Annotated in this window: 21 protein-coding genes and 2 pseudogenes; 8 read left to right on the forward strand and 15 right to left on the reverse strand. The window is 53.4% G+C overall.

Features of this window, described 5'->3' with window-relative positions:
* Nucleotides 1-71: 71 nt before the first annotated feature.
* The 4 genes from Q7F16_RS13230 to Q7F16_RS13245 all read right to left on the reverse strand — a co-directional run bounded on the left by Q7F16_RS13230 (nucleotide 72) and on the right by Q7F16_RS13245 (nucleotide 4,383).
* Nucleotides 72-533 (reverse strand): hypothetical protein, encoded by a 462-nt coding sequence (locus Q7F16_RS13230; RefSeq protein WP_221399160.1) that lies wholly within the window; start codon nucleotides 531-533, stop codon nucleotides 72-74.
* Nucleotides 534-671: 138 nt separating this feature from the next.
* Nucleotides 672-2,636, reverse strand: a complete 1,965-nt coding sequence (locus tag Q7F16_RS13235; RefSeq protein ID WP_221399161.1) for a DUF3732 domain-containing protein — start codon at nucleotides 2,634-2,636, stop codon at nucleotides 672-674.
* Nucleotides 2,633-3,121, reverse strand: a complete 489-nt coding sequence (locus Q7F16_RS13240) for a three component ABC system middle component (RefSeq protein ID WP_221399162.1) — start codon at nucleotides 3,119-3,121, stop codon at nucleotides 2,633-2,635. The genes Q7F16_RS13235 and Q7F16_RS13240 overlap by 4 nt, the downstream gene beginning before the upstream one ends.
* The gene (locus Q7F16_RS13245; protein ID WP_304997751.1) at nucleotides 3,118-4,383 is read right to left on the reverse strand and encodes an ABC-three component system protein; all 1,266 of its coding nucleotides are present in this window, start codon (nucleotides 4,381-4,383) and stop codon (nucleotides 3,118-3,120) included. The genes Q7F16_RS13240 and Q7F16_RS13245 overlap by 4 nt, the downstream gene beginning before the upstream one ends.
* 1,086 nt (nucleotides 4,384-5,469) lie before the next feature.
* On the opposite strand from Q7F16_RS13245, the gene Q7F16_RS13250 reads away from it, so the two are divergent.
* From Q7F16_RS13250 to Q7F16_RS13260, 3 genes are read left to right on the forward strand one after another with little or no spacing between them, the layout of a single operon-like run.
* On the forward strand, nucleotides 5,470-5,925 hold the full coding sequence (locus tag Q7F16_RS13250; protein WP_304997747.1) for a hypothetical protein: 456 nt from the start codon (nucleotides 5,470-5,472) through the stop codon (nucleotides 5,923-5,925).
* A 13-nt stretch (nucleotides 5,926-5,938) separates the two neighbouring features.
* A complete protein-coding gene (locus Q7F16_RS13255; protein ID WP_409556240.1) occupies nucleotides 5,939-6,892 on the forward strand; it encodes a hypothetical protein in 954 nt (317 codons plus the stop codon).
* On the forward strand, nucleotides 6,885-7,340 hold the full coding sequence (locus Q7F16_RS13260; protein ID WP_409556241.1) for a hypothetical protein: 456 nt from the start codon (nucleotides 6,885-6,887) through the stop codon (nucleotides 7,338-7,340). The genes Q7F16_RS13255 and Q7F16_RS13260 overlap by 8 nt, the downstream gene beginning before the upstream one ends.
* A 253-nt stretch (nucleotides 7,341-7,593) precedes the next feature.
* Here Q7F16_RS13260 and Q7F16_RS13265 read toward each other — a convergent pair.
* From Q7F16_RS13265 to Q7F16_RS13290, 6 genes and pseudogenes are all read right to left on the reverse strand, one after another.
* Nucleotides 7,594-8,436 (reverse strand): annotated as a pseudogene (locus Q7F16_RS13265) (ParA family protein).
* A 4-nt stretch (nucleotides 8,437-8,440) separates the two neighbouring features.
* Complete coding sequence (locus Q7F16_RS13270) at nucleotides 8,441-8,611, reverse strand: AlpA family phage regulatory protein (RefSeq protein WP_409556242.1); 171 nt, start codon at nucleotides 8,609-8,611, stop codon at nucleotides 8,441-8,443.
* A 178-nt stretch (nucleotides 8,612-8,789) separates the two neighbouring features.
* A complete protein-coding gene (locus tag Q7F16_RS13275; RefSeq protein WP_409556243.1) occupies nucleotides 8,790-9,161 on the reverse strand; it encodes a protein kinase in 372 nt (123 codons plus the stop codon).
* A gap of 712 nt (nucleotides 9,162-9,873) precedes the next feature.
* On the reverse strand, nucleotides 9,874-10,857 hold the full coding sequence (locus tag Q7F16_RS13280) for a Gfo/Idh/MocA family protein (RefSeq protein ID WP_409556244.1): 984 nt from the start codon (nucleotides 10,855-10,857) through the stop codon (nucleotides 9,874-9,876).
* Nucleotides 10,858-10,877: 20 nt separating this feature from the next.
* Nucleotides 10,878-11,870 (reverse strand): inositol 2-dehydrogenase, encoded by a 993-nt coding sequence (gene iolG / locus Q7F16_RS13285; RefSeq protein WP_409556245.1) that lies wholly within the window; start codon nucleotides 11,868-11,870, stop codon nucleotides 10,878-10,880.
* A gap of 946 nt (nucleotides 11,871-12,816) precedes the next feature.
* Nucleotides 12,817-12,966: pseudogene (locus Q7F16_RS13290) on the reverse strand (LysR family transcriptional regulator); the annotation flags it as partial.
* A 364-nt stretch (nucleotides 12,967-13,330) separates the two neighbouring features.
* Between Q7F16_RS13290 and Q7F16_RS13295 the strand changes: the two are divergent.
* The 3 genes from Q7F16_RS13295 (at nucleotide 13,331) to Q7F16_RS13305 (ending at nucleotide 16,418) form a co-directional block, all read left to right on the forward strand.
* Entirely contained in the window at nucleotides 13,331-14,143 is an 813-nt protein-coding gene (locus Q7F16_RS13295; RefSeq protein WP_409556246.1) for a helix-turn-helix domain-containing protein, read from the forward strand.
* A 410-nt stretch (nucleotides 14,144-14,553) separates the two neighbouring features.
* Complete coding sequence (locus tag Q7F16_RS13300; protein ID WP_409556247.1) at nucleotides 14,554-14,730, forward strand: hypothetical protein; 177 nt, start codon at nucleotides 14,554-14,556, stop codon at nucleotides 14,728-14,730.
* A gap of 62 nt (nucleotides 14,731-14,792) precedes the next feature.
* On the forward strand, nucleotides 14,793-16,418 hold the full coding sequence (locus Q7F16_RS13305; protein WP_409556248.1) for a methyl-accepting chemotaxis protein: 1,626 nt from the start codon (nucleotides 14,793-14,795) through the stop codon (nucleotides 16,416-16,418).
* 361 nt (nucleotides 16,419-16,779) lie between these two features.
* Here Q7F16_RS13305 and Q7F16_RS13310 read toward each other — a convergent pair whose 3' ends face one another.
* The 5 genes from Q7F16_RS13310 to Q7F16_RS13330 all read right to left on the reverse strand — a co-directional run bounded on the left by Q7F16_RS13310 (nucleotide 16,780) and on the right by Q7F16_RS13330 (nucleotide 20,662).
* Nucleotides 16,780-17,388, reverse strand: a complete 609-nt coding sequence (locus Q7F16_RS13310; protein ID WP_409556249.1) for a TetR/AcrR family transcriptional regulator — start codon at nucleotides 17,386-17,388, stop codon at nucleotides 16,780-16,782.
* On the reverse strand, nucleotides 17,375-18,223 hold the full coding sequence (locus Q7F16_RS13315) for a 3-hydroxyacyl-CoA dehydrogenase NAD-binding domain-containing protein (protein WP_409556250.1): 849 nt from the start codon (nucleotides 18,221-18,223) through the stop codon (nucleotides 17,375-17,377). Before Q7F16_RS13315 ends, Q7F16_RS13310 begins: the two co-directional genes overlap by 14 nt.
* Nucleotides 18,224-18,260: 37 nt before the next feature.
* Entirely contained in the window at nucleotides 18,261-18,797 is a 537-nt protein-coding gene (locus Q7F16_RS13320; protein ID WP_046061938.1) for a cupin domain-containing protein, read from the reverse strand.
* Between the two features lie 68 nt (nucleotides 18,798-18,865).
* Nucleotides 18,866-19,981 carry an alcohol dehydrogenase catalytic domain-containing protein gene (locus Q7F16_RS13325; protein WP_046061937.1) on the reverse strand — a complete coding sequence of 372 codons (1,116 nt, stop codon included), beginning with the start codon at nucleotides 19,979-19,981 and terminating at the stop codon, nucleotides 18,866-18,868.
* 72 nt (nucleotides 19,982-20,053) lie between these two features.
* Nucleotides 20,054-20,662 (reverse strand): amino acid synthesis family protein, encoded by a 609-nt coding sequence (locus Q7F16_RS13330; protein WP_409556251.1) that lies wholly within the window; start codon nucleotides 20,660-20,662, stop codon nucleotides 20,054-20,056.
* Between the two features lie 96 nt (nucleotides 20,663-20,758).
* Between Q7F16_RS13330 and Q7F16_RS13335 the strand changes: the two genes are divergently transcribed.
* Nucleotides 20,759-21,610 carry a fumarylacetoacetate hydrolase family protein gene (locus Q7F16_RS13335; RefSeq protein ID WP_409556252.1) on the forward strand — a complete coding sequence of 284 codons (852 nt, stop codon included), beginning with the start codon at nucleotides 20,759-20,761 and terminating at the stop codon, nucleotides 21,608-21,610.
* 40 nt (nucleotides 21,611-21,650) lie between these two features.
* Nucleotides 21,651-22,211, forward strand: coding sequence for a VOC family protein (locus Q7F16_RS13340; RefSeq protein ID WP_409556253.1), 561 nt, complete (start codon nucleotides 21,651-21,653; stop codon nucleotides 22,209-22,211).
* Nucleotides 22,212-22,234 lie beyond the last annotated feature (23 nt).

Genomic DNA, 22,234 nt, shown 5'->3' on the forward strand with positions numbered 1-22,234 from the left:
ATCTTGTACCGAAAATGCCGGACTCTCTGCTGCGAACCCGGACTGTACTTTACAGGGGGAAAATGACTGAGTTATTTGAACTTACCACGCAGCCAGCTCATTACCCGGATCAAGACTTTCAGCTTGCGATAGAAGTTATCTGCATCGACCAAAAAGCCCAATTGCTTGCGGAGCTGGACCATCTCGCTCGTCACGGCCCTATGCGCATCAGTGCCAGCCAGGCCTGCTGCAACCATGTCCTGACCAACCTCGCGCAGTTGACGGTACCAGGCAATATCGACTGCGTGGTGCTCGAAATAGCGGTGGTTGAAGACGCGGTGCTTACCGAGCAGAAACAGGTAGGCGCCAAAGCCCGCCAGAAAGACCTGCAGCATGCTGATCTCAACCCCCTGAGAGTTCAGGAACTGGGCGATTTGTGGCGTTCGCCAGCAGCCGATCGCGAACAATACGGGCCATAGGGCAATGGCGAACAGCGCTTCGTTCGTGTGTGGGTAGCGTGTAAGTTGAATGGGGATGAAGCGTAGACGGGTCATGGCAACTCCTGGTGGAAGGCTGTCCTGGCACGAGGGGCCAGGACTCACTCCAGCTTCCGTTTTTGCCTAGGTCCGATGCAACTCAAGTGGATGCATTTGGTACCCATCGCCAAGAAGAACGGCGCATTCAACAGCTCGTCAAGACGTCACTTCGCTCTTGAATGGCCAGCCCTCAGGCACCAACGCCGGCGGTTTGCTCCAGGGCGCCTCGACGAGAGACTTCTGGAACCAGTCATCCCGTAGATTTGCATGCTCCGTGATGATGATCTGGAAGCCTGGTACGTCTTCGACCGTGAACTGGTATAGCAGATTGAACAGCTTGCGTACCGAGTCCATATCGGCATCGGATTGCTCGGTGTTCAATACCGTACCGTCGACCGCTTTGTAGGATTCCTCTGAGGGGAAATACACTTGGGTCGGCTGATCGATCAACAAGAAGCGCGGCATGGGTCGATTGCTCTTGGCGCAGTACCAATGCAGAGCGAGCAGCGCGGAGAGATGGTAGGCCAGGTAGTTTTCGCCGCCGCCTGTCCGAGCCATGGGCACAGAACGCTCGGGGCGGTCAAAAATGATGGTCAGCTTCTTCAGGTCGAATCGGGCAGGGTAGGCACTGAATTCAGATTCGAAGCGTTTGTTGTACAGATTGAACTGTGCCGAGATGCTGTTCATGATCGACGCAAGGCGGTCTTCCACATCAACATCTGCCAGTGCCTTTTCAAGTTCCTGTACGCGCATTTCCCGACGGCGATAGTCAGCCTCTTGCCGTTTTAGCGAATTGTCTGGGACGAAGCCCTCAAGGAAAAAGCTGATGCGCCCCACCACATACCTGGCTGCGTCGCTTTGCTTCTGTGCGTTCATCAGCATCGTATTGGCGGCGATGGCGGCTGTCAGCTCCGCTTCCTTCTCGACAATTGACTTGCTTGTGTCCTGAAGGCGTTGGTTTTCCTCCGCCAGGTAGCCCTGAATCTGCGGACGTTGGCCCATCACCGTCTGCATTTCTGCTTCCAGGGACGCGAGTTCGCCGATGAGCGCTTGGGCTATGGGGGTTTCCATGGCCAGATTCTTTTCGGCGAAAGGCCACTGCCATTCGCCTGTTGTTGCATTCTTCGGAAGTGACTTGATGGATAAGAGGCGGTCGATGTGTTCCGATGCCTCGCTCTGGAAGCCGCCGGCACGCCGTTCGAATATCTGGCCGGCCTCAATTTTGGATTTGATCTCGCGTTTGGTTTTCCTCAGTTTGGCCAGCTCAGTCTCCAATTTGGGTACCTTGTCCTCAGGCTGAGCGTGCGGTTTGGCGGGAGTCCAATGCGCTGCCGTTTTGAGGGCAGCAATGATCTCCTCGACCTCCCCAATGGGGGACTCTTGAGGGAGTATTCCTACCGCCTTGGCTTCAGTCAGCAGTGCGATGGCCTGGTTTCGGTTGTTGCCCACGGCTTGCTTCGCCTGCTCCAGCAGCTTTGTCTGAGCCCTCAGGTCTCGCTGAGCTGTCCGCAGCCTAGTTTGCAGCTCGTATCGCTCATTGGTTGACGCGCCCAGCAGGATGGGAAGCGTATCTCTGATCGCCTGGGGTTGGAACGGCTCGTTCTGGCGATAGAAAAGCTGATCCTTGTTGGTGACCAGGCCCTGCCTTTGGAAGAGGTAGTAGTACGAATGCTTGATGGAGGCTTCGTAGCTGTTACGCGTGTGCTCCTCCGCCACCTCTGTGCGGTTTTCCGGAATGCCAAGTTGGCGTGACAGCAACGAGGTGACGGCGACGTCGTCCGTGTTGACCACTAGCTCGGAAAACTCAAGGGGCTGCACGAACTCCCCGGTACGGGTCATGGCCAGGCTGCAGCTCGCGCCGCCTGCCCGTGGGGCCGGTTTCGCCACCATGACCTGCACGTCCGGAAATTGATAGATCACTGCGAACCAGGATACCTTGTCCTGGATAACACCATCCGAAACGTTGAAGTTGGATTGGCCCATGCAGTATTCGATGATGTCCGAAAGGGCGGATTTACCTGTCGACGAGCGGCCCGTAATGATGTTGAGTCCGTCGACTTCGAAGTTGACATCGCGGCGCTGGCCATCGTGGCTGTATACGTGGATGGAGCTGATTTTCATGGTCGAATTCCAAAAGCGGTGTACACCGTAACCCTGTCTGCAATCTTGGCGAACTCTCTCCCCAACAGAGCCGCTGCACGTTGGCACGCCACTGTTTCCTCGGTGCCTTCGATGTCTGCTTTAATCCTCCTGGCTTTCGGGAGGAGTCGTCCCAACGGGGTGACCTCGAAACAATCGGTGTAGTGCGCCAACGCAAATGCCTCGAAAGTGAACGGCAGCATTTCAGTTACCCTCTCTGCCAGTCCGATTTGCATCTGGGGGTAGGTTTCCACCGTTTTGAGCAAGTAGCCCTTGTAGTGCTTGAGCAGCGCGCTTCGAGATTCCTGGTGGAGGCTCAGCGGCAATACAAGCAGTGACATCGAAAAGGGCATACCCTTGGGCTCTACCACCGCATAGGCCTTGAGCGCACGCAACAGGACTACCGCGCAAAAGGCAGGGTTGAACAAATTTTTGGTCTCAAACGGACGCTCATCCCAGCGAATCATTCGGTCTCTCCAGCAGCCTTGGATAGGCGATCCAGAAGCTGTGGATGCCAGTAAACGGTGGGATAGGGGCGCTTGTTAGCGAGAATCTGAAAACTGCCGCGAAGTACGTAAGGCTCTGTCACACGTGCCCGGATTTTCAGGTGATCAAGCTTCTGGGCTTCTGTCTCAGCCCAGGTATACAGCTTCTTGGCAACGGCAATCAGTTCCGGGTCAGAACAGTCCTCGATTGACGCACCGAGTACATCATCGTCGAATAGGACATCTTTGGTGCGCTCCCACTCATTCGTCAGCCGGCGTTCATACTTCATGATCTCTTCAGAGCCCACCAAGCGCTGCCTCGCCCAGGCTGAGCGCTGCTCAAATGCTCGGTAGTAGTCCAGGATCGCATTTCGAATGCGGCTGGGGCTCAGTTTCAACTCACGTAGTTGACTTACGAAAAGCCGATTATCGATGCTCACATCAATGGGGGATGTGGGGATCGCGTCCTCGAAGGTGATCGGAAGATTGTCATCCTTGTACTCTTCACTGAAGTTGAACAGCTTCTCAGAAACGTCCCGGGCATATGCGGGCTCGCTCTGCGGCTCGCAGAGCATCTGGATGATCAGGTCATTCCACCATCCCTCCAGGCGCTCAAAGACTGCATCTCTGTGCTCAGCACGGATTGGCCGCATTTTCTGGGCCTTGATGAGTGCTGGGAGATCGCCAATCCGAGGTGTGCTGTCAATAATCGTGATTCTCGATACGAAGTCCTCTTTTTCCAGCGCTGTCAGCTTCGAGAGCAACTCCTTGATCTTGGTGAACGATTTCGCTTTGCTGGTGGCGAGCGTGTTCTCTGTCAGTTGCCAAAGGCTGGGCTGAGCCTCCGTTGTATTGGCGCCGTACAGAAAGAATTTCAAGAATGAATCCGGTGCGACGGACGAGGTGGTGAACAGAAAAAACTGATAGTCAGACTCAACCCGCCCATTGGCCTGGTAACGAGTTAGCCAGATATTGACCGACTTCCAGAAGTCGACAGATAGGTCAGTCAGGCGTTCACCAACAGCCTTGTGCTTGAGAGAGGCCAGTGTCTTCTTTCCAGAGGACTCCAGGAAGTCGAGGTCATCTTCCTTCTCGATGAGGATCGCGGTGTCCTCTGGAAGCTCTAATGCCTGGTACAGCGCAAAGCGGGGTTGGAAGATGTAGCCCAATCCCTGTTCCCCGGCGCTGTAGGGGTCGCAATCTTTCTTTTGATCTGCGGAATCGTTGCTTGCTACAGAACTCATAATTCAGCCCATGCTCCAAGGTCGTACATGCCGCAAACAACGCCTGATGTGTGTGGTTGGCTATTATGTCTGAATGAGTGCGAGCGCTGAGGCGAGCGCTTGCCCACGAAGCCACCATATCTTGCGAGTGAAAGCTTGATGGTGCCGGGTAAGCGTGTGGAGACGACGCCGGCACAAGGAAAGATTCGCGTGGGATCCTATAGCTCCCTTGTGTGAGGGAATAGGCCGCTGGAGTGAAAGGAATTCGGTTGTTAGTGCTTTTGCAGCGGGAAGTCGTGGCGCGATGTTTGATGCCGGTGGGGAGGCGCGAGATGAGCGGCGCTGCGACGGATACACCTAGGGCGAGGATTACCCTTGGGCTTTGCGCTCTTGCTGGCATCCTTTCCATGTTCAACGTGACCTAACCGAAACTCCTTTGCGCACATTCTGACTCGAGTGGTAGCACAAGGCAATCACTTGTTCCAGGCGTGATAGCATTCTGCCGTCGGCGCCCGTAGCTGTGATTCGCCTAAAGGGCAGACTCTGTTCGGAGCTACCAGTTTTTAAGATGGAAACTGTCGCTGGGAGCATTAAAAAAGGGGGAATCGTTTTTACCACGGGTTACATGTACCCCGTCTACTCGATTCTTAGCCGCAGGTGTTATTGCCAGCCAGCACAGCATTGACCTAGTGGCTGAAACCTTATTGATTCAAGCTTCTACCTTATGAACCGTTACCACTGCTTTTTTTGCGGATTGCTGTTGGAACATCATGGCATCGGCCAATAGGTCAATTCGACGCCAGTGCCAACAGCAAGACCGTCGCAAACGTGTTCTTGCACGGCCTGCGAAATTGGGTGATCACGTCTTTGCTTCTGCACTTGCTTGAGCGGATCCTGCGCGGGGCCTAACCGCGGACGACCCACGTCTCTGCGAATCTAAAACCATGTTGTTCGCTCGCTTGGCAAGAGCTAAAGGCATCCCCCCAGGGATGGCGGTTGAGGTACGCAGCCACTATCCCGATCGTTCATATTTACCGTCATGATGGCCTGATGGTACTGTCAGCTACCCGCCGCGCTGGCGCGACAGGTCAACAGGAGGTTCGACGTATGGGTGCAATGGAAAAGACGTTGGTGTCCTCGCCTTTTCTGGCGGGTGGCGCTACGACGCGAACTGGTGAGGAGAAGATCCCAGGCTACTACTCTGCTGCCCTTGACATGTGGGTTGTCGATACCGCGGAGGGCATAAAGCCTATCATCGCGCAAGGGGCGCTAAGCGAGCTCCTCACCAAGACGAAGGTAAATGCTGAGCAGGATGATGAGGCTACCTGGCAATTGGAGCTGATGACGAAGACTGCCCAAAACGTCGAAAGCGATGACGAGCACACTCGGGAAGCAAACCATCTCCTTCAGCTCGTGACCAAGACCGATTCGACTACCGAACGTGACGACCGCTGCGAAGCGACTTATATCCTTGAGTTGATCACCAAGACCAATCTCCAACTGGAGCACGACGACAATGGCGATCCCACCTTCGGACTGGATACCCGGTACTACGAAGGCTGATGGGGAGACGCTCATGTTGTTATTGGTTACCAACCGTCGTGATATCACGATGGACTACATTGTCGCCGAGGTGCGTCGTCGTAACACTCCATACTTTCGCGTGAACACTGAGTTGCTCCCACAATCCTTGTGCACCATGGATAGTCATCCTCGTACAGCGTGGTCAATTACGCTGGATGGCAAAACCATCCGTGGCGACCAAGTGACGGGCGCCTACTTCCGCCGGCCTGGCGCCCCTATCGTGCCTGATGAGGTGGTCGATCCGGGAGAGCGAGCCTACATCGAAGCCGAATGGAGCAGCTTTTTAAAGAGTCTCTATACGCGTCTGGATGCCTGCTGGCTGAATGCACCTGCCAAGATTTTCAACGCCGAGGACAAGCCCCTTCAGCTGTTGATGGCTCACGAGATTGGCTTTAATGTGCCGGCCGTAGTTATCACCAACGACATTCGATCAGCGCGTCAGATTACCCAGGTTGATCAAGCCATTGGCAAGCCGTTGCGCCAGGCCGTTTTGGCTGGCGAACGCGAACGTGTCATCTTCACCAAGCGCCTCGATACCTTGGACGACGGTCAGGCAAGAGCGATGGCGTTGACACCTTTCATTGTCCAGGCCGAGGTTGTGAAAAAATATGACGTCAGGGTCACCGTAGTAGGCGAGCGCCTCTTCGCCACTGCGATTTGGTCGCAGGAGCACAGCGAGACCGAGGTCGACTGGCGCCAGGGCAGCAGGCCAGATTTACGGCACGAGAAAATCAATCTACCTGTCGAGATCGAACGGCAGTGCCTAGAGCTCGTCTCGCGTCTAGGACTGCGATACGGGGCAATCGATTTGATCTGCGACCGACAAGGCAAACTGTGGTTCCTGGAAATCAACCCGAACGGCCAGTGGGCATGGATTGAGAATTTAACCGGGTACCCAATCGCTTCCGCTATTGTGGACAATCTAGTCGGAATTTCTCATGGCTGATGGGTGGGGGCGGTTGAACCGAGTAATACGGTTGACATGGCCGGTTGTGATCGATCTGTCTCCAGCACAAAAAGCTGCTGATGATGAATGGATGCGTAGCATCGCGACATCGGTAAGGCAGGGGAATTGGTCGAAGGACAGCGAGGTTGCGCTTGATGAGTCGCGCCGCCTTTTTGATGCTGAGGTTGATCGACGAAAGGGTGCTGATGCCAAAGCCGGCATTTACCTTGCCGCCATAACGGCACTTATTCCTGTCTTGGTCTCCCTGCTGCCAAGCCTTTGGAATGACAAATTGAGTAAGGTGCTTGGCTTCACTGGGCTCTTCGTTTTCGCCTGGGCAGTTACGTATTTGCTGCGCGCCGGCGCATGGGCATTCAGCACATTAAAGGTATCTGGGTTTACTCAGCTTGGGCCTGGTGAAATCGTCGGTCACCGACTTCGAACTTAACGATCTCGGCTATTCCCGAACCTTCGAGATACCGAGACAGTTCCGCGAGAAACCGACCCATGGCCGAGCGCCCACGCGGCAGGCGAAAGACCACGGTGCAGTATTCCTCGCCAGGTAATGATCTTGTCGAATGGATGGCTGAACGACGATGGGAAAACGATCCAACATCAAAGAACTCCTCGCCAAACGCTGTTGGCCTCACAGTTGAACAAACAAAATTACCTGGCGAGAAATACTGGTTTCGGAATTCTCCTTATCGAATCTTTGCGTATCTGCTTACCCTAGAAATCGCTTGGCGCCATTCCGGAAACAACTCGATGGCCAGCGCTTGCATGCTTTCCAATGCTGATTGTGAGCGTCGTTCACGTGACGGGCGAGTCTCGATTCGGTAGGCGGGAAGACCAAGGGAGGCGGCATTGAGGTAAGCCTCTCGGTCTGGAACTGCGGTGTCTAGAACTGAAATGTTGGGAGCACCAGCGAAGGCCTCGTGCAGGCCACGAATGATCATTCGCGTGTCTACTCGGATGCTATTTACCTGGTTCAGCAGCAGTCTCAAAGGTGGCGGTGTAATACCTAGGTGACGAAATGGTTCGAGTTCACTGAACAGCCTCAAAGTGCCGCGGCGTAGTTCGCGGGCGGCTAGCATCTCCGGTGTGATGGGAGAGAGGGCGATATCGCAGGCGAGGATGGCCATCTCCAGCAGCACGCTGCGTGCGCCTTGGGTGTCGATCAAAAGCAGGTCATAACGGGGGCGGAAATCGTCGAGCAGATTGCGCAGCCGTAATCCCCCGTCAGGGGCATGCAGCAGCAACGTATTCAACTAGCCTTGAGCGTCGTTGGAGATGATCAGGTCGAGCCCAGCGATCATGGTTCTGGATACTATCTGTGTAGGCGTTGTTAAGTTGAGTGCAATGAGCTCGTACGCCCCAGCGACAGCTTTCTGGCTCAAGTCGTAATAGCTGGAGAGGGTGGGTTGGCTATCCAGATCGAGCAGTAGGACGCGTAGGCCAGCATCCGCCAGCAGACCGCCGAGATTGGCAGCTACTGTGGTTTTGCCTACGCCACCTTTCGTGGAAACCACCGATAACACATGCATGGCATCAGGCCTGTTGGCCCAAACGCTCAACGACCCACTGCTCGATTTCCAGCGAGTCCCAACCTACCGCGCGCAGTCCAATGCGTTTGGCCTGAGGGAATTTGCCTTCCTTCATCAAGCTGTAGATATGTGCGCGCTTGAAACCGGTTTTACGCTCCACCTCGTCACGCCGCATGATGTGACGTTCGAGCGACGGTTGGAGTAGGTCAGTAGTAGGAGATAGTTGGTTGGATATGATGGGGCATTCCTGGTGTCGATTGGCGCGTGACGGGACGGGACGTGACCTGAATTGAATAGCAGAAATGGAGGGGAGTCATTGCGCCGCAGTTAGGGGGGGTGCAGCGCAATACGACTCAGCGTTTGGAGAGGCTGCGCTTGGCAGCGGCGAATTTTTCGTCCAGGGTACGTTTAGAAACGCCAGGGAGTTCTTTATTGTGAGCGATTAGGGCGTCGACTATCGCGGATTGTGACCTGAAAACCGAGTGAGGCTTGCCGGAAGGGGAATGACCTAGCAATAAAGTCAGCATCGCACCGATTATATGAAGATAAACGGTTTCACTACGGTCGCTGACTTTTTTGTTGCTATTGAGCATAAGTCGAATATTTTCTTTCTCCAATCCGATGGCCTCAAGCTCTGTAATCAGCTCTTGATAAGCAGTGCTGATTTTTTTTGACTTGTAATTGGAGAGCTTCTCTGTCAGCTTGCAGCGCCAGGTAAGTCCCAATATTTATGCTGTCTAATTGATGGGGGATTGGATCGAAGAGGAAGGGCGGTTTTTGCTCAGGATAGTACTGTGACATCCACATCCGAAGATCGGTGTGACGAACAGTTAACTGCGAGATATCGACAGGAGTGCCTCGAGAAACCGTTAGTCCCAGGCAGCCGTAAGGCAGTTCACCATGCTTAACTGCATCGATAATTCTCTCGGTATTTGCATGCAGGCACGGCCATTGTGGAAAAGTCGTCCGTAGAATAGCCAAATCGGTCCAATTTGACTGGAGAATTTGGGCTTCATATGCCATTAGAAGACACCAGCGCAGCGCTACCTCTACAGGTCGATAAAAAATTTTACTGTGGCGATTGAAAGCAAGCATCCGCCCATGACCTCCATAGTCAAATAGACAAAGCCCTCCGGAATACTTTTCAAATCAATGCGTAACGAGTCATGACAATGCGCCACGCCCGCATGGGGAGGTCAGTATCATCCCTTATATTTTTAAATTTTTAATCCGAGTTTTCTGTCTGGTTATGTCCATATTAGATAAGTTAATAATCGATTTCCCATATATGTGCCGTCATGTTCGTACATTTCGAAATGAACGGTCGGCGAGGGCGTTACCGTTTGTCTCGAAGTAGCAAGTGTTGCCTTGCCTACGAGGCGAACGAAAACGGAGCAAAAAAATGATGCACCATCTCTTTGGTAAAAATGAAGGCGGTTACGCGAAATGATCATCAACATTAATGTAAGCAATTTCTATCGATTGGCGTAAGGCTATCGAATCACGCGCTACATCCATAATCACCGCAGTATCCAGTGCATCATCCATTGTAGACAGTGGACTTCTCTTATTGGTGAGGCACTCGCCTAGGAAAAATTTCTGAATCTGATAGAAACTATCCCAATATGTTCCGTCATCCCAGAACGGTAGCCTTGCGTCGCCGAACTTGGTGGTGTCCCAAGGGACGACGGCGGACCCGTTTTTTCCAATGATCTTGAAGTACACGGACCAAGGGTCGCGACTGCGGTCATCAGCTGAAAAGCTTCCCCACAGATTCGCAATTGTCCCGTTAGGGTATTCAGCAACGATCATCAATTGATCATGGGCTTGTGGATCATCAAAGTGAACGTTGGAGCCGGTAGCAAAAATTCTTGCTGGACGTCCTAAGAAGTACAGCATGCAGTAGACGTGGTGTACCATCAATTCACTCATGGTCAGATCGGGCGATCCCATTTCTGCTGGGTGACGCTTATTATATATCGCCCAAAAGTTCAGGATTTCACCCAGGTGACCGGCATCGATATGAGCTCGCACCCGTTGCATCGTTTCGGCGTATACATAGTTATGTGAGGGCATGCAAACCTTGCCGGCTTCCCGCGCTAATTGCACCAGTTCCTGAATTTGCTCTGGTCTTTCGCAAATAGGTTTCTCTATCAGAACATGTTTCTTTGCTAACAACGCTTGCTTCGCGAAAGTAAAATGAGATGCAGCATTGGTGCAAATTATTACGGCATCAATGGCCTCGTCTGCGAGCAATGCCTCCGGAGATGCATAAAGGCGTCCCCCAAATCGCTCTATGAGCAGCTCCGCTCTTTTGGCAGTTCTACCCCAACCGCCCACATATGCGTCAGGATCAAGCTCTTTCAACGCTGTAAGGTGGAGTTCGGCTACATTCCCGAGTCCTATAATCCCAATTCTCATGGTTATTCCTACTGTGGTGACTAGTAGTTAATATCGACCGGTTGGCCGAGCGCCAAGGATTCAGTGGCAGCATCTGCGATCAACTGAGCTATCAGCCCATCCTTTGCATTCGGAGTGGGAGAAGTGCCTGTGGAGATGCACGAAATAAAATGTTCCATTTCGGCGAGATAAGCGGGGCCGAATCGCTCGAGGAAGAATGGCTTCGCAACAGGCAGGGTAAAGCCAAGGCTTGTTGCACTCTCCACCTGATTTTCATGCACATTCTTCACTCGCAGCATGCCCTTGGCGCCATGCACTTCAAGTCGCTGGTCATAACCGTAACTAGCGCGCCGCGAGTTGGAGATCTGGCAGATTTTGCCTGATTTGGTCATCAGCAGTGCAACTGCGGTGTCTACATCATGCAGCTCTTTGATACTTGGATCGATTAAAGCAGCACCGGTTGCGAAAACCCGGGTCGGATTTTCGTTTAGTAGAAATCTAGCTAAGTCAAAGTCATGAATCATCATGTCTCTGAAAATGCCACCGGAGCCTTTAAGGTAATCTCTCGGCGGAGGGGATGGATCTCGGGAAATGATTGACACCGATTCCAGTTCACCAATTTCGCCAGCAGCGAGACGTTTTTGAAGCGCCCCGAAGTGTGGATCGAAGCGCTGATTGAACGCGGTCATGAAAGGGACCCCGGCTGCAGCTACCTTCTCAATGCACTGCCGAACCCTATCAGAAGACATATCGATAGGCTTTTCACAAAAAATCGGTTTTCCTGCGTCCGCCACGGCGTGAATGAACTCGAAGTGTGTGGGCGAGGACGTCGCGATGACTACCGCGTCGATATCATTTGCGCCGATGAGATCCTGAATCGAACGTGCTTCGACATTGAATCGGTTGGCACATGCTTGAGCCGCTGCAGGAATTGCATCGGCTACTGCAATCAGTTTGGCAGATGGAATCTGCACAACGCTTGCAGCGTGCACATTTCCTATCCGGCCGCATCCTAAAACCCCTATTCTGAGCATGAGGTAATCTCTTATCATTGATTATTTTTGAGACTGACAGCTATCCAAGACTGGCAGCCAGAGCTCGCCCAGACAACCCCTTGCCGATCGTACTTTTAGATGGGCACTGAAAACTAAAATTTATCAGGCTGATTTCTGGCGGTTTGCAGTGAAGACGCCGAACGATAATAGGCTAGACGTTGGTCTCATTAAATCCTGCGTGACGCGGGCTTAACATAGGGTGCAGCCGTGATTCGTCAGTGCGTTTCGTTATCTATATATCTTTATGCGTTAAAAAACAAAATCCAAATAACTGTTTGGTAGTTATGAGTATATAGGCGCTTCCCTGCGGACCTTAGCAGCTGGTTTTCATTCGCGCACGACCATTACCTCAAATTATGAAAACACGTCGTGTTGTACATGATTCAATCAGAGTGGACAAAAGAGTGTTGAGTGAATAGTCTCGCTCGCATGTTAAGCGGTATTTAATTCAAGGGGCGACAGCAGGGATTTTTCGGATAGCTGACTGTGGGCATTCTCGGAGTGCTCCTGTGACAAGTTGCTCGACAAGAAGTACGCATGCCTCGTCATTTAGATGGCGATCATCAAGCCAGCCCGGTAGGCAATTGAGAAATTGTATAATGGCCTGCACAGCCACCGAGCTAGTGTCTTTGGCCAGAAAAGCAGCGTTGAATACTGAGGCAATAAATGCGCTTTCATATAGTTTGCGCTTGTTGACGATCCGTTGCTGCTGAGCGTCATCTAGATAAACAAAGCCATGTAGCGCTAGTCGAAAGTGTTGCGGGCGCCGTCGGTGCAAGCGCAGATGTGCAACGATCAGACTCGACAGAGAACGAACTTGACCAGCTCCTTGCCGCGCAGGTTTAACAAGCATATAGAGTTCTTCATAAATTTCCTCGATTAGATCGAATAACAACGCTTGCTTGCTAGGGAAGTGGTTGCCGTTTCTGTCAAATAGCTGCGCACCGATGTCCGACTCGAGCTCCTTGATGGTCCTGGATAGGGGCGATTGTTCGATATGCAGCCGTTCTGCAGCGCGCGCGAAGTGAAGCTCTTCTGCAACAGCGATGAATCCACGCAAGTGACGAAGTTCCAAGTTGAATCCTTAACTATCATCCATTGATAAGAAGGGAAAGCTTGATAAGCAATTTGGGTTTCTGCTTTAGGGGGAGGGCGCCTCCGATGAACTGTGGGCTTTAAGAACTGGAGAATGCTGTGGGTGTGGTACTTACCGTGGACCACACCATGCAGAGGGAAATAATAGAGTGGGGGCTGTAGTATTTGTTACTGCCTGCTGTAGTCATGATCTAGAGGTGAACTAAGAAAAAGAAGTCTGTCGGGGTGCCGGCAATATTTGGTTATTGTCTGATTGAGCGCAATTGCGTGAGTTGTTCGAAACCGTCGCGACTTGCTGCTACTTTTGCGCCATCTAGCGACTTTCTGAACAAGTGTTGAATGAGATGCGTGAGTTTTTCCCTTCAAATCTAAAGCAGCTTTGCCGCCATTATCGTTCGATCGCCGACGTCTGCCGAAAGCTGAAATTCAATCGCGGCCAGTTCAACCGATATCTGAGCGGGCACAGCTTTCCTACGCCTTTCAACCTCAAACGCATCTGCGATTTTTTCGGTGTGGAGGAGTACGAAATAGCGATGCCAACGGAGCAATTCATCAGCCTTATAGGAGGGCAGCCCAGGCGTTTGCTGCGAGCATCGGAGAGGAGCGGACCTCAGCGAGTCTTGGAGCACCTCAAACAGTCGTCGTCTCCAAGGGGCCAGATGTTGATGGGGTACTACCACGAGTACCACTACGCTATATCTGATCCTGGGCATATCGTGTGTTCTCTGGTTCATATCCATGAAAAGGATGGCGACTTCGTCTATGAACGTAATGAGCGCTTGCAATCCAGAGTTCCGGGCACTGAGGATTTCGAGTGCTATCGATACATGGGGGTTGTCTATTATCTACAGGATAGGGTCTTTTTAATCGACTACGAAACGCTCACTTCCAATGAGATCAGCCAAACTATCCTGATCCCTAGTTTCAAGAGCCGAATTACACGTCTCAACGGGCTCAAAATGGGCGTGTCGGCCTGTGACCATCGAATACCTGTCTGCTCTCGAGTAGTCTGGGATTTTTTGGGCACAGATATCGACCTTCATCGCGCATATCGCCGAGTACGTCTTTATCGAGCGGATACTGAAGAAATTGATGGTGATCTGAAGGCCAGGCTCAGCCAGGCTGGAATCGTCGATGGTTTATTTCGAATCACGTAACGCTTTCAGGGATATACCTGCGACGGTCGTCAAATGGATACCCGGAGAATTTCCCGGGAAAAGTCGAGCCCTGCCAATTCACCGGCAAGTGGGTCAACTGCGACAAGGGTGACGACCGTCAACTGGATATCTGCTAAATGATGAAGCACGCGAGCTGGATGATGGCGAAATCGATGAAGTCGATTGTGACCAGCGTAGCAACCATTACCAGATGAGCCAGGATTTCCTGGAGCGCGACGCAAATCTTGACTTGAAAGGCCCCAATGAGATTTCTGAAAAGTATGGTTCCACACACAATTCCTCGAGCATGGCGGTCTGACAGGAATAGCCTTGCGCTATTGCTAACCGACTTATGTAACTAGACTCTGGCAAGTGCAGGTTCTGCGCGCACTGAGAACGTGGAGCACGATATGAAAGATGAGCACGTGTTGAGTGATGATCTGGTGACCCGACTGGATTTATTCGCGCATTGGAGGTACCTGAAAAAGCACATAACCGACAACATCCAGAATGGATCGCTGTGCGGGATGGCCTATGCGGGTGCAGATTTGTGCGTTAATCGCCCGGATTGGTTCTCGGGCAGTTAAAGTTTAGGCGGTCCGGGTGGATAGAATTATTACGACTATTCATATGTTCCGGAGTGCTGCTAATGTTCACCCACCTCAAAATCCGTACTGGCATGGCTGGAGTCTTGCTGCTGTTCACAGTTGCCTTGCTGTACTCCGTGCTCACCAGTTGGTGGGCAGCGATGCGCAGCTTTGATCATATTGATGAGTTGAGCCGTACGTCTAAGCAAATTGATGGGGTCAACAACGCTTTCTTGCTGGCGATTCGTGCAAGCGCCAACGTATCCTCAGCCTTCATAGAGACCGTGGGCAGTCGCTTTGACGCCGCCGAGGCGCGCCTGGTGCGAAGTGAGGGTATCTGGACAGATGCGATGGCCAAGGTTACTTCTGCTACTGCTGATATTAGCGATCCCAAACTCGCGGCCTTGTCTGAGGAGCTGAAACGGGCCTTTAGTGAATATGGCGAAGCCATCGCAGGCCAGCGAAAGGCCACTCGGGCACGTTCTGCCGACCAGTATTTCCAAGTCAATATCGACGCTGGCAACAGCATGACTAAGCTTCAGAAGATTCGGACGGATCTAGTGGCCGCGCTGGATGTCCGTGCCCAGGAAATTACTGAAGATTCGGCAGGCCGCCTGAGTAGTTCGCAGACCCTGGCAATCGTCCTAGGCTTAGTTACTCTGGTGCTGGTGGTGCTGTGCTGGATATTTATCGCCGGACGCGTACTACGCCCACTGCGTGATGCAGGCGAGCATTTCAAGCGCATCGCCAGTGGCGACCTGACTCAGGAAGTGGTGGTGCCGAGCCGCAACGAAATTGGAGAACTCTTCATAGAACTACGGCGAATGCAAGCCAGCTCCCGTGACACGTTGACCTTGATTAACGGATCCGCTACCCAGCTGGCCTCGGCCGCTGAAGAACTTTACGCTGTGACAGAGGAAAGTAGCCGTGGCTTGCAACAGCAGGATATGCAATTGGAACAGGCCGCTGCGGCGGTCAACGAGATGACAAGCGCTGTGGAGGAGGTGGCACGCAATGCGGTTTCTACCTCCCAAGCAGCGACGGCCTCCAACACCCTGTCGGAAAAGAGCCGCCAGCAGGTCAGGCAGAACATAGACGGCACCTTATCGATGACTGCCGAAATTCAGGACAGTGCTCAGCGCATCCAACGTTTGGCCGAAGAGGTGCGCAACATTGGCAAGGTGCTAGATGTCATCCGCGCAGTGTCGGAACAGACCAATCTGCTGGCGCTCAACGCGGCGATTGAGGCGGCTCGTGCCGGTGAGGCTGGACGTGGTTTTGCGGTGGTGGCGGACGAAGTGCGGACGCTGGCCTATCGAACTCAGGAGTCGACCCGCGAGATTGAGCAGATGATCGGTAGTGTGCAAAATACCGCTGAGCAGGCGGTCGAGTCGATGCGCAGCAGTGCGGCACGCGCCGAAGGAACCTTAGAGATCACCCAAGCCTCTGGAGTTGTGTTGGAGGATATATTTGTTGCTATCGGGGAGATTAACGAGCGCAACCTGGTGATCGCCACCGCCGCCGAAGAACAGGCCCAGGTCGCGCGTGAAGTGGACAGCAACCTGGTTGCCATCCGTGATCTCTCGGCGCAATCGGCGGCCGGATCAATGCAGACCAATGCAGCCAGTCATGAGCTTTCACGTCTTGCTGTAGAGCTGACCAATTTGGTAGGACGTTTTCGGATCTGACATTGAGCTGCTTTGGCTCCGGGTATGCGGCCGGTTGAGAATCTAATAGGCGATACCGGCACATTCTTTAGGTATTTGGAACTCAATCAGGAGTTTATTTAAAATTTATCAGCTGGTTTTTTTGCGATTTGCAGTGAAGGAGCCGAACGATAATTGGCTAGAAGTTGGTCTCATTAAACCCTGTCTGACGCGGATTTAACGGAGGGTGCTGACGTAATTGAGTCAGTACGTTTTCGTTAGCCATATATCTTGATGCGTTAAAAAACAAGATCTAAATAGCTATTGGGCAGTTGTGCGTATGTTGACGCTTCTCTGTGGAGCTTAGCAGCTGCCCTCGCTCGCATGTTAAGCGGTATTTAATTCAACGAGCGACAGCAGGAACTTTTCGGATGGCTGTCTTTGAGCATTCGCGGAGTGCCCCCGAGACAAGTTGATCAACAAGAAGTATGCAAGTCTGGTCATCTACCTGGCTATCATCAAGCCAGTCTGGTAGGCAATTGAGAAATTGTATGATGGCATGCGCAGCCACCGAACCAGTATCCTTGGCCAAGAGAGTGCCATTGAATACTGCGGCAATAAATGCGCTTTCATATAGTGTGCGCTTTTGGACGATCCGTTGCTGCTGAGCGTCATCTAGATAGACGAAGCCATGTAGCGCCAGTCGAAAGGACTGCGGGCGCCGTCGGTGCAAGCGCAGATGTGCAACGATCAGACCCGATAGAGAACGAACTTGGCCAACTCCTTGCCGCGCAGGTTTAACAAGCAGATAGAGCTCTTCATAAATTTCCTCGATTAGATCGAATAACAACGCTTGCTTGCTAGGGAAGTGGTTGTACAGTGAGCCTGGAGCAAGGCCCACATGGCGAGCCAATTCCCGCATGCTAACTTGGCCGAATCCCTTGCTAACGAAGAGCTCCAAAGCTTGAGCACGTATAGTTTCGTATCCGCTATAACCTTCAGTTGTAAACATGAAAGCCTCGTCCCGATTTTTTTCCTAAGAAACCCGCCGCAACAAACTCCCTAAGTAAAGGTGTGGCACGGTATTTCGGGTCACCAAAACCAGTTTGCAAGCTTTCCAGAATGGCCAGCACGGTATCCAATCCAATCAGATCGGCCAATGCCAAAGGCCCGATCGGCTGATTGCACCCCAATCGCATGCTGGCATCGATTGCTTGAGCATCGCCATTTTCCTGAAGGACGAAGATGGCTTCGTTGATCATCGGAATGAGGATTCGATTGACTATGAATCCCGGGCGATTTTGAGTGTGGATCGCGGTTTTTCCCAGCTGTTCGACCAGTGCCTGGGCGACGAAGCAGGTTGTGTCGCTGGTCTGCAAACCACGGATTAGCTCCACCAGCCCCATGACGGGCACCGGGTTGAAGAAATGAATACCCATGAAGCGTTCCGGGCGGTTGATGCTGGTTGCCAGTTCTGTGATCGACAGCGATGAGGTGTTGCTGGCGATCAGACAGTCCGGGCGAGCATGGGTGGCGATCTGTTGTAGGATCGAGCACTTGAGGGCAAAGTTTTCCGTGGCTGCCTCAATCACCATATCCCTATCGTTCAGATCGGTGTGATGAGTCGAGGTGCGGATGCGTTTTAGCGTGTCGGTGGCTTGCTGACAGGTGAGGGTCCCTTTGCCCACTTGCCGGTCCAAATTCTTCTGCATTGCGTGCAGGCCTCGCTCCAGTGCCTGTTCGCTGATATCGATGAGCAATAGGTCGTGGCCGGCTGCCGCGCACGTCTGGGCGATTCCGCTGCCCATCGTACCGGCGCCGATCACCGCAATCTGACGTAGGGTCATGTATATATCCTAGATTCAGCGTTTGGGAAAATGTTGGCTAGTCGCGTTTTGCACCGATCATCACAAACAGTGCTCGGGCGACTTGATCGCTTTTGTTACGCCATGCGTGACGGGTTCCGCGCTGGATGACAACGTCGCCGGGCCGGATCAGTTTTTGTTCTCCATTGTCCAGCTCCAGCCAGAGTTCACCCTGGAGCAGAATGCCGTAGTCGATGGTCGGGGTCGTGTGCATGCCCGGATGGTCCGGTTCAAAGCATTCGAACAAGCCGGGCAGGGCACCGCCCAATTCCTCGATCATCTGTCCGACATCCGTCGGGTTCTGCATCACGGTGTCCGGCGGAAAATCATAGATTGCCAGGCTGGTTTCGCCCGGCCCGGGCACCAGGGAGGGGTGCCCCAGGGTGGGGTCCTGCTGTGCGACGGACGTTCCGGCCGTTGATCCGGTGGACCACAGGTGCGCCATGGCATGGCCGGGAATGGATTCAAAGGAGCACGCGCGTGGAGCAGCGTCATCGCTGATAAATACGGATTGGCCTGCGGCATCCAGGCCCGTGACGACTCTTCGGATTTTCATAGCATTCCCCTGGGAGTGTGGGCGGGCATTACGGTGCCCGCCGTTGTGGTGAACGGGTTTCGTTAATGTCAGGGGCAGATGACGTAATTGCTGAAGCCGCCATGTCGATTTTCGATACCGGTAATCGCGTCGTTCACTTTTTCCAGGCTGAAAGCGGTGTTTTCAAAGAATGAAAGATCCAGCGTGCCAGATTCCACCATGTCCGCCATGGCTTGTCCTTGCCCAGCGGTGAACCAGGCCGAACCGCTGATCTGGATGTCGTTGTCCATGATCCAGTGCAGATCGATCGGGACGTCACCGGCGATGGCGCCGATGTTGACCAGATGCCCGCCGCGGTGGATGGACTTGAGGGCTTGGGTCAGGGTCTCGTGTGGCGCACCTGGACCCAGAGCATCGATCACCACATCAACGCCTTCACCATTGGTGATTTCACTGACCCACTCGTTGGTCGGCAGCGTGCCCAGGGTGTGGATTTCAATCCGACCTGGCGCGGCGAGGTCTTTCACCCGCTGGAAGAGCTCCTGGTTGCGGGCCGTGCCGAGAATCTTACGCACGCCCATCGCCAGCGCCAGTGCCACTGCGCCCAAGCCGAGCGTGCCACTGATGCCATTGATCAGCAGGGTGGTGCCAGGCCCGACATTGGCCTTGAGCATTGCCTTGTAGGCGGTACCCAGGTAGCCCAGTCGCGCGGCCGTCTCGAAGCTGAGGTTATCGGGCAGTTTCACCAGACTGTATTGCGGCGCAGGGATGTACTCGCAAAGACCACCGTAGGGATAGTCTTCGAACATGCGCGGGCTTTTGGGCGTGAAACCGAAATAGCCATTGAAGGTGTACGCCGTGCAGGCGATGGTATTGCCCGCACGACAAGACCGGCAGGAACCGCAGTGGCGGCCTGGATTGACGTAGACCCGGTCACCAACCTTGAAGTCGTAGACCTGTTCGCCTACTGCCTCGATGACTCCCGTTGGGTCAAGGCCGAAGGTCGCCGGCAGTTTCGGCAGAGGATTTTGGGGGAACCATTTAACCCAGTTGGTCAGGATGTTATGGAGGTTGGGGACGATTCCGCAGGCCTTGATCTTGACGAGCACTTCAGTTGGACGAATGCCCGGTACGGGCAACTGCTCGATGACCATGGGTTTGCCGCCTTCATACAGGCGTGCGGCGCGCATCGTTTTTGCAGTCATGATGTTCTCCTATACTTATATTATTTTTGTCGTAGTACGTAATCCGTGGAGCGACACTTCAAAACCTTGGCATCAACGTAAGCCGTCTTCACCTCTCACGTCGGCGACCGCTAGGCCGCCCAGTCGCGAATGGATCCTGCCGCCCGTAGCCATGGCCAGGCCGAAAGCTATTTCGCCGCGGCGGGGGCCGTCCCATACCGTCATTTCCGCCACACCAAAATGACTGCGGACATAAGCTGCCTGGATATGCCCCAGCGGAATCATCACCCGGCAACCAGGTCCACCGATAGTCTTGCCTGCTGGAACGATGGCCTTGGGGTTGCCCAGTGCCTCACGCATGGCCCAGCCACCGGCTTCGTGCCAGACCGCTCCGTGTTCCAGTTCGCCGTCTTCACCGACAATCGCGCCCTTGCCATAAGCCTGCACTTGCGCGGCACCGCCCAGTGCCTGGATCAATTGCTCCGACAGTTGTGCACCTAACCCCCTGAGCTCCTGCATGAATGGCAGCAGGTCTTCTTCATACCTGCCGGCGAAGGGATTGGTGACCACCGCGGTGGCGACCGCAATGCGTAACGGCGTTGATGAACGGGGGCCTCCCTCGTGGAATATTTCTTCGATGTCCAGTTTGATCTTACGAACCATCACCAGCGACATGCTTGCCTCCAGAACCAGGAGCCTCATGGGGCTCGTTATTTTTTTTCGCGACCTTTTGCATTATGCATTTAATGATGTATGGTGCAAGAAATTAGTTTTTGTGCACAAAAATAGGAGAGAAATATGAAGCTGATTTCGTACCGCAAAGAAGGGAAGGCCCATTTTGGCGCCGTCTCAGGTGACGGGGTGGTCGAGCTGACCCGGCGTTTTGCGCAGGTTCCAGACCTTGCCTCCTTTCTGGCCAATCGACTGCTGGTCCAAGAGGCTCGTGAAATCGTAGAGGCCGTCCAGCCCGATTATTCGTTTTCCAGCATTCAGTTGGAGGCCGTCATACCCAATCCCGGCAAGGTGATCTGTGTGGGCATCAACTATGTGGCTCACGCCGAAGAGGCCGGCAGGAAGGTTGGGGAGTTCCCAGTGATATTCCAGCGATTCGCCGAAACGCTACTGCCTCACGGCGAACCTCTGGTCAGGCCAAAAGTGTCAGAACAATTCGACTTCGAAGCAGAGCTGGCCGTCGTCATTGGTAAAGGTGGTTCGCACATCGATCCGGCCGATGCCATGGACCATGTGGCGGGCTACACCTGCTTCAACGATGCCAGCGTGCGTGATTGGCAGTTTCATACGCACCAGTACGGCATGGGCAAGACGTTCAGGAAAACTGGCGCACTGGGCCCTTGGGTCATTCCAGCGTCGCAGATTTCCGATTACCGTAAGCTGGTAGTGCGGGGCGTTCTCAACGGCGAACAACTGCAGGAAGGTAGCCTCTCGGAGTTGGCTTTCGACATTCCGCATTTGATCTCCTACGTGTCCAAGGCGCTGCCATGGAACCCGGGTGACATTCTGGCAACCGGAACGCCGAGCGGGATCGGCTTCAAGCGCAAACCGCCGATTTTCCTGAAGCCCGGAGATGTGTTCGAAGTGGTCATCACTGAAATCGGGACCCTATCGAACGGCGTCATTGACGAAGCCTGAGCGTTGTCCTCTACACAATCATAAAAACTGGAGGTTCCACATGCCCGCGTTACCCACTATCAATTTCACCCATTCCGGCGTGTTCTGCTCAGACCTGGATCGGATGGTCGATTTCTACTGTCGCATCCTGGGTTTCATCGTCAGCGACAAAGGCGTGGCCTCGACCGGGCATCGCCTGTTTTTCATGACGCAGAATCCGGAGCTGCATCATCAGGTCGTGCTCTTTGATGGCAAGCCAGTTGATCTGCCCTTCAATCCGATCAATCAACTGTCGTTCCTGCTCAATTCGTTGGATGATCTGAAGACCTATTACCAATTTGCCAAGAAAAGCGGCATTGAAGGCATTGCCCAAGTAGATCACGGAAATGCCTGGTCGATTTACTTCAAAGACCCTGAAGGCAACCCCGTCGAAATGTATGTCGATACACCGTTCTATAGCGCTCAGCCGTGCAAGGAGCCACTGGATCTTGAGCTGCCGAGCGAGGTCATCCTGGCTCAGACCGAGGCAATGTGCAGGCGTCGTCCAGGGTTCCAGACACGCGCGCAATGGATGGATTCCATTCGCGCGAGGATTGAAGAGCAACGGGTCCGAATCGCCTGACCGTTCCCTCCGGTACAGATGAA

The sequence above is a fragment of the Pseudomonas sp. Lb2C2 genome, from assembly GCF_052112205.1.
GTDB lineage: Bacteria > Pseudomonadota > Gammaproteobacteria > Pseudomonadales > Pseudomonadaceae > Aquipseudomonas > Aquipseudomonas kilonensis.

Coding starts and splice junctions, on each gene's coding strand:
- Q7F16_RS13230 (WP_221399160.1), bottom strand. CDS start 533: ATGACCCGTCTACGCTTCATCCCCATTCAACTTACACGCTACCCACAC.
- Q7F16_RS13235 (WP_221399161.1), bottom strand. CDS start 2,636: ATGAAAATCAGCTCCATCCACGTATACAGCCACGATGGCCAGCGCCGC.
- Q7F16_RS13240 (WP_221399162.1), bottom strand. CDS start 3,121: ATGATTCGCTGGGATGAGCGTCCGTTTGAGACCAAAAATTTGTTCAAC.
- Q7F16_RS13245 (WP_304997751.1), bottom strand. CDS start 4,383: ATGAGTTCTGTAGCAAGCAACGATTCCGCAGATCAAAAGAAAGATTGC.
- Q7F16_RS13250 (WP_304997747.1), top strand. CDS start 5,470: ATGGGTGCAATGGAAAAGACGTTGGTGTCCTCGCCTTTTCTGGCGGGT.
- Q7F16_RS13255 (WP_409556240.1), top strand. CDS start 5,939: ATGTTGTTATTGGTTACCAACCGTCGTGATATCACGATGGACTACATT.
- Q7F16_RS13260 (WP_409556241.1), top strand. CDS start 6,885: ATGGCTGATGGGTGGGGGCGGTTGAACCGAGTAATACGGTTGACATGG.
- Q7F16_RS13270 (WP_409556242.1), bottom strand. CDS start 8,611: ATGCGGCGTGACGAGGTGGAGCGTAAAACCGGTTTCAAGCGCGCACAT.
- Q7F16_RS13280 (WP_409556244.1), bottom strand. CDS start 10,857: ATGAGAATTGGGATTATAGGACTCGGGAATGTAGCCGAACTCCACCTT.
- iolG (WP_409556245.1), bottom strand. CDS start 11,870: ATGCTCAGAATAGGGGTTTTAGGATGCGGCCGGATAGGAAATGTGCAC.
- Q7F16_RS13295 (WP_409556246.1), top strand. CDS start 13,331: ATGCGTGAGTTTTTCCCTTCAAATCTAAAGCAGCTTTGCCGCCATTAT.
- Q7F16_RS13300 (WP_409556247.1), top strand. CDS start 14,554: ATGAAAGATGAGCACGTGTTGAGTGATGATCTGGTGACCCGACTGGAT.
- Q7F16_RS13305 (WP_409556248.1), top strand. CDS start 14,793: ATGTTCACCCACCTCAAAATCCGTACTGGCATGGCTGGAGTCTTGCTG.
- Q7F16_RS13310 (WP_409556249.1), bottom strand. CDS start 17,388: ATGTTTACAACTGAAGGTTATAGCGGATACGAAACTATACGTGCTCAA.
- Q7F16_RS13315 (WP_409556250.1), bottom strand. CDS start 18,223: ATGACCCTACGTCAGATTGCGGTGATCGGCGCCGGTACGATGGGCAGC.
- Q7F16_RS13320 (WP_046061938.1), bottom strand. CDS start 18,797: ATGAAAATCCGAAGAGTCGTCACGGGCCTGGATGCCGCAGGCCAATCC.
- Q7F16_RS13325 (WP_046061937.1), bottom strand. CDS start 19,981: ATGACTGCAAAAACGATGCGCGCCGCACGCCTGTATGAAGGCGGCAAA.
- Q7F16_RS13330 (WP_409556251.1), bottom strand. CDS start 20,662: ATGAGGCTCCTGGTTCTGGAGGCAAGCATGTCGCTGGTGATGGTTCGT.
- Q7F16_RS13335 (WP_409556252.1), top strand. CDS start 20,759: ATGAAGCTGATTTCGTACCGCAAAGAAGGGAAGGCCCATTTTGGCGCC.
- Q7F16_RS13340 (WP_409556253.1), top strand. CDS start 21,651: ATGCCCGCGTTACCCACTATCAATTTCACCCATTCCGGCGTGTTCTGC.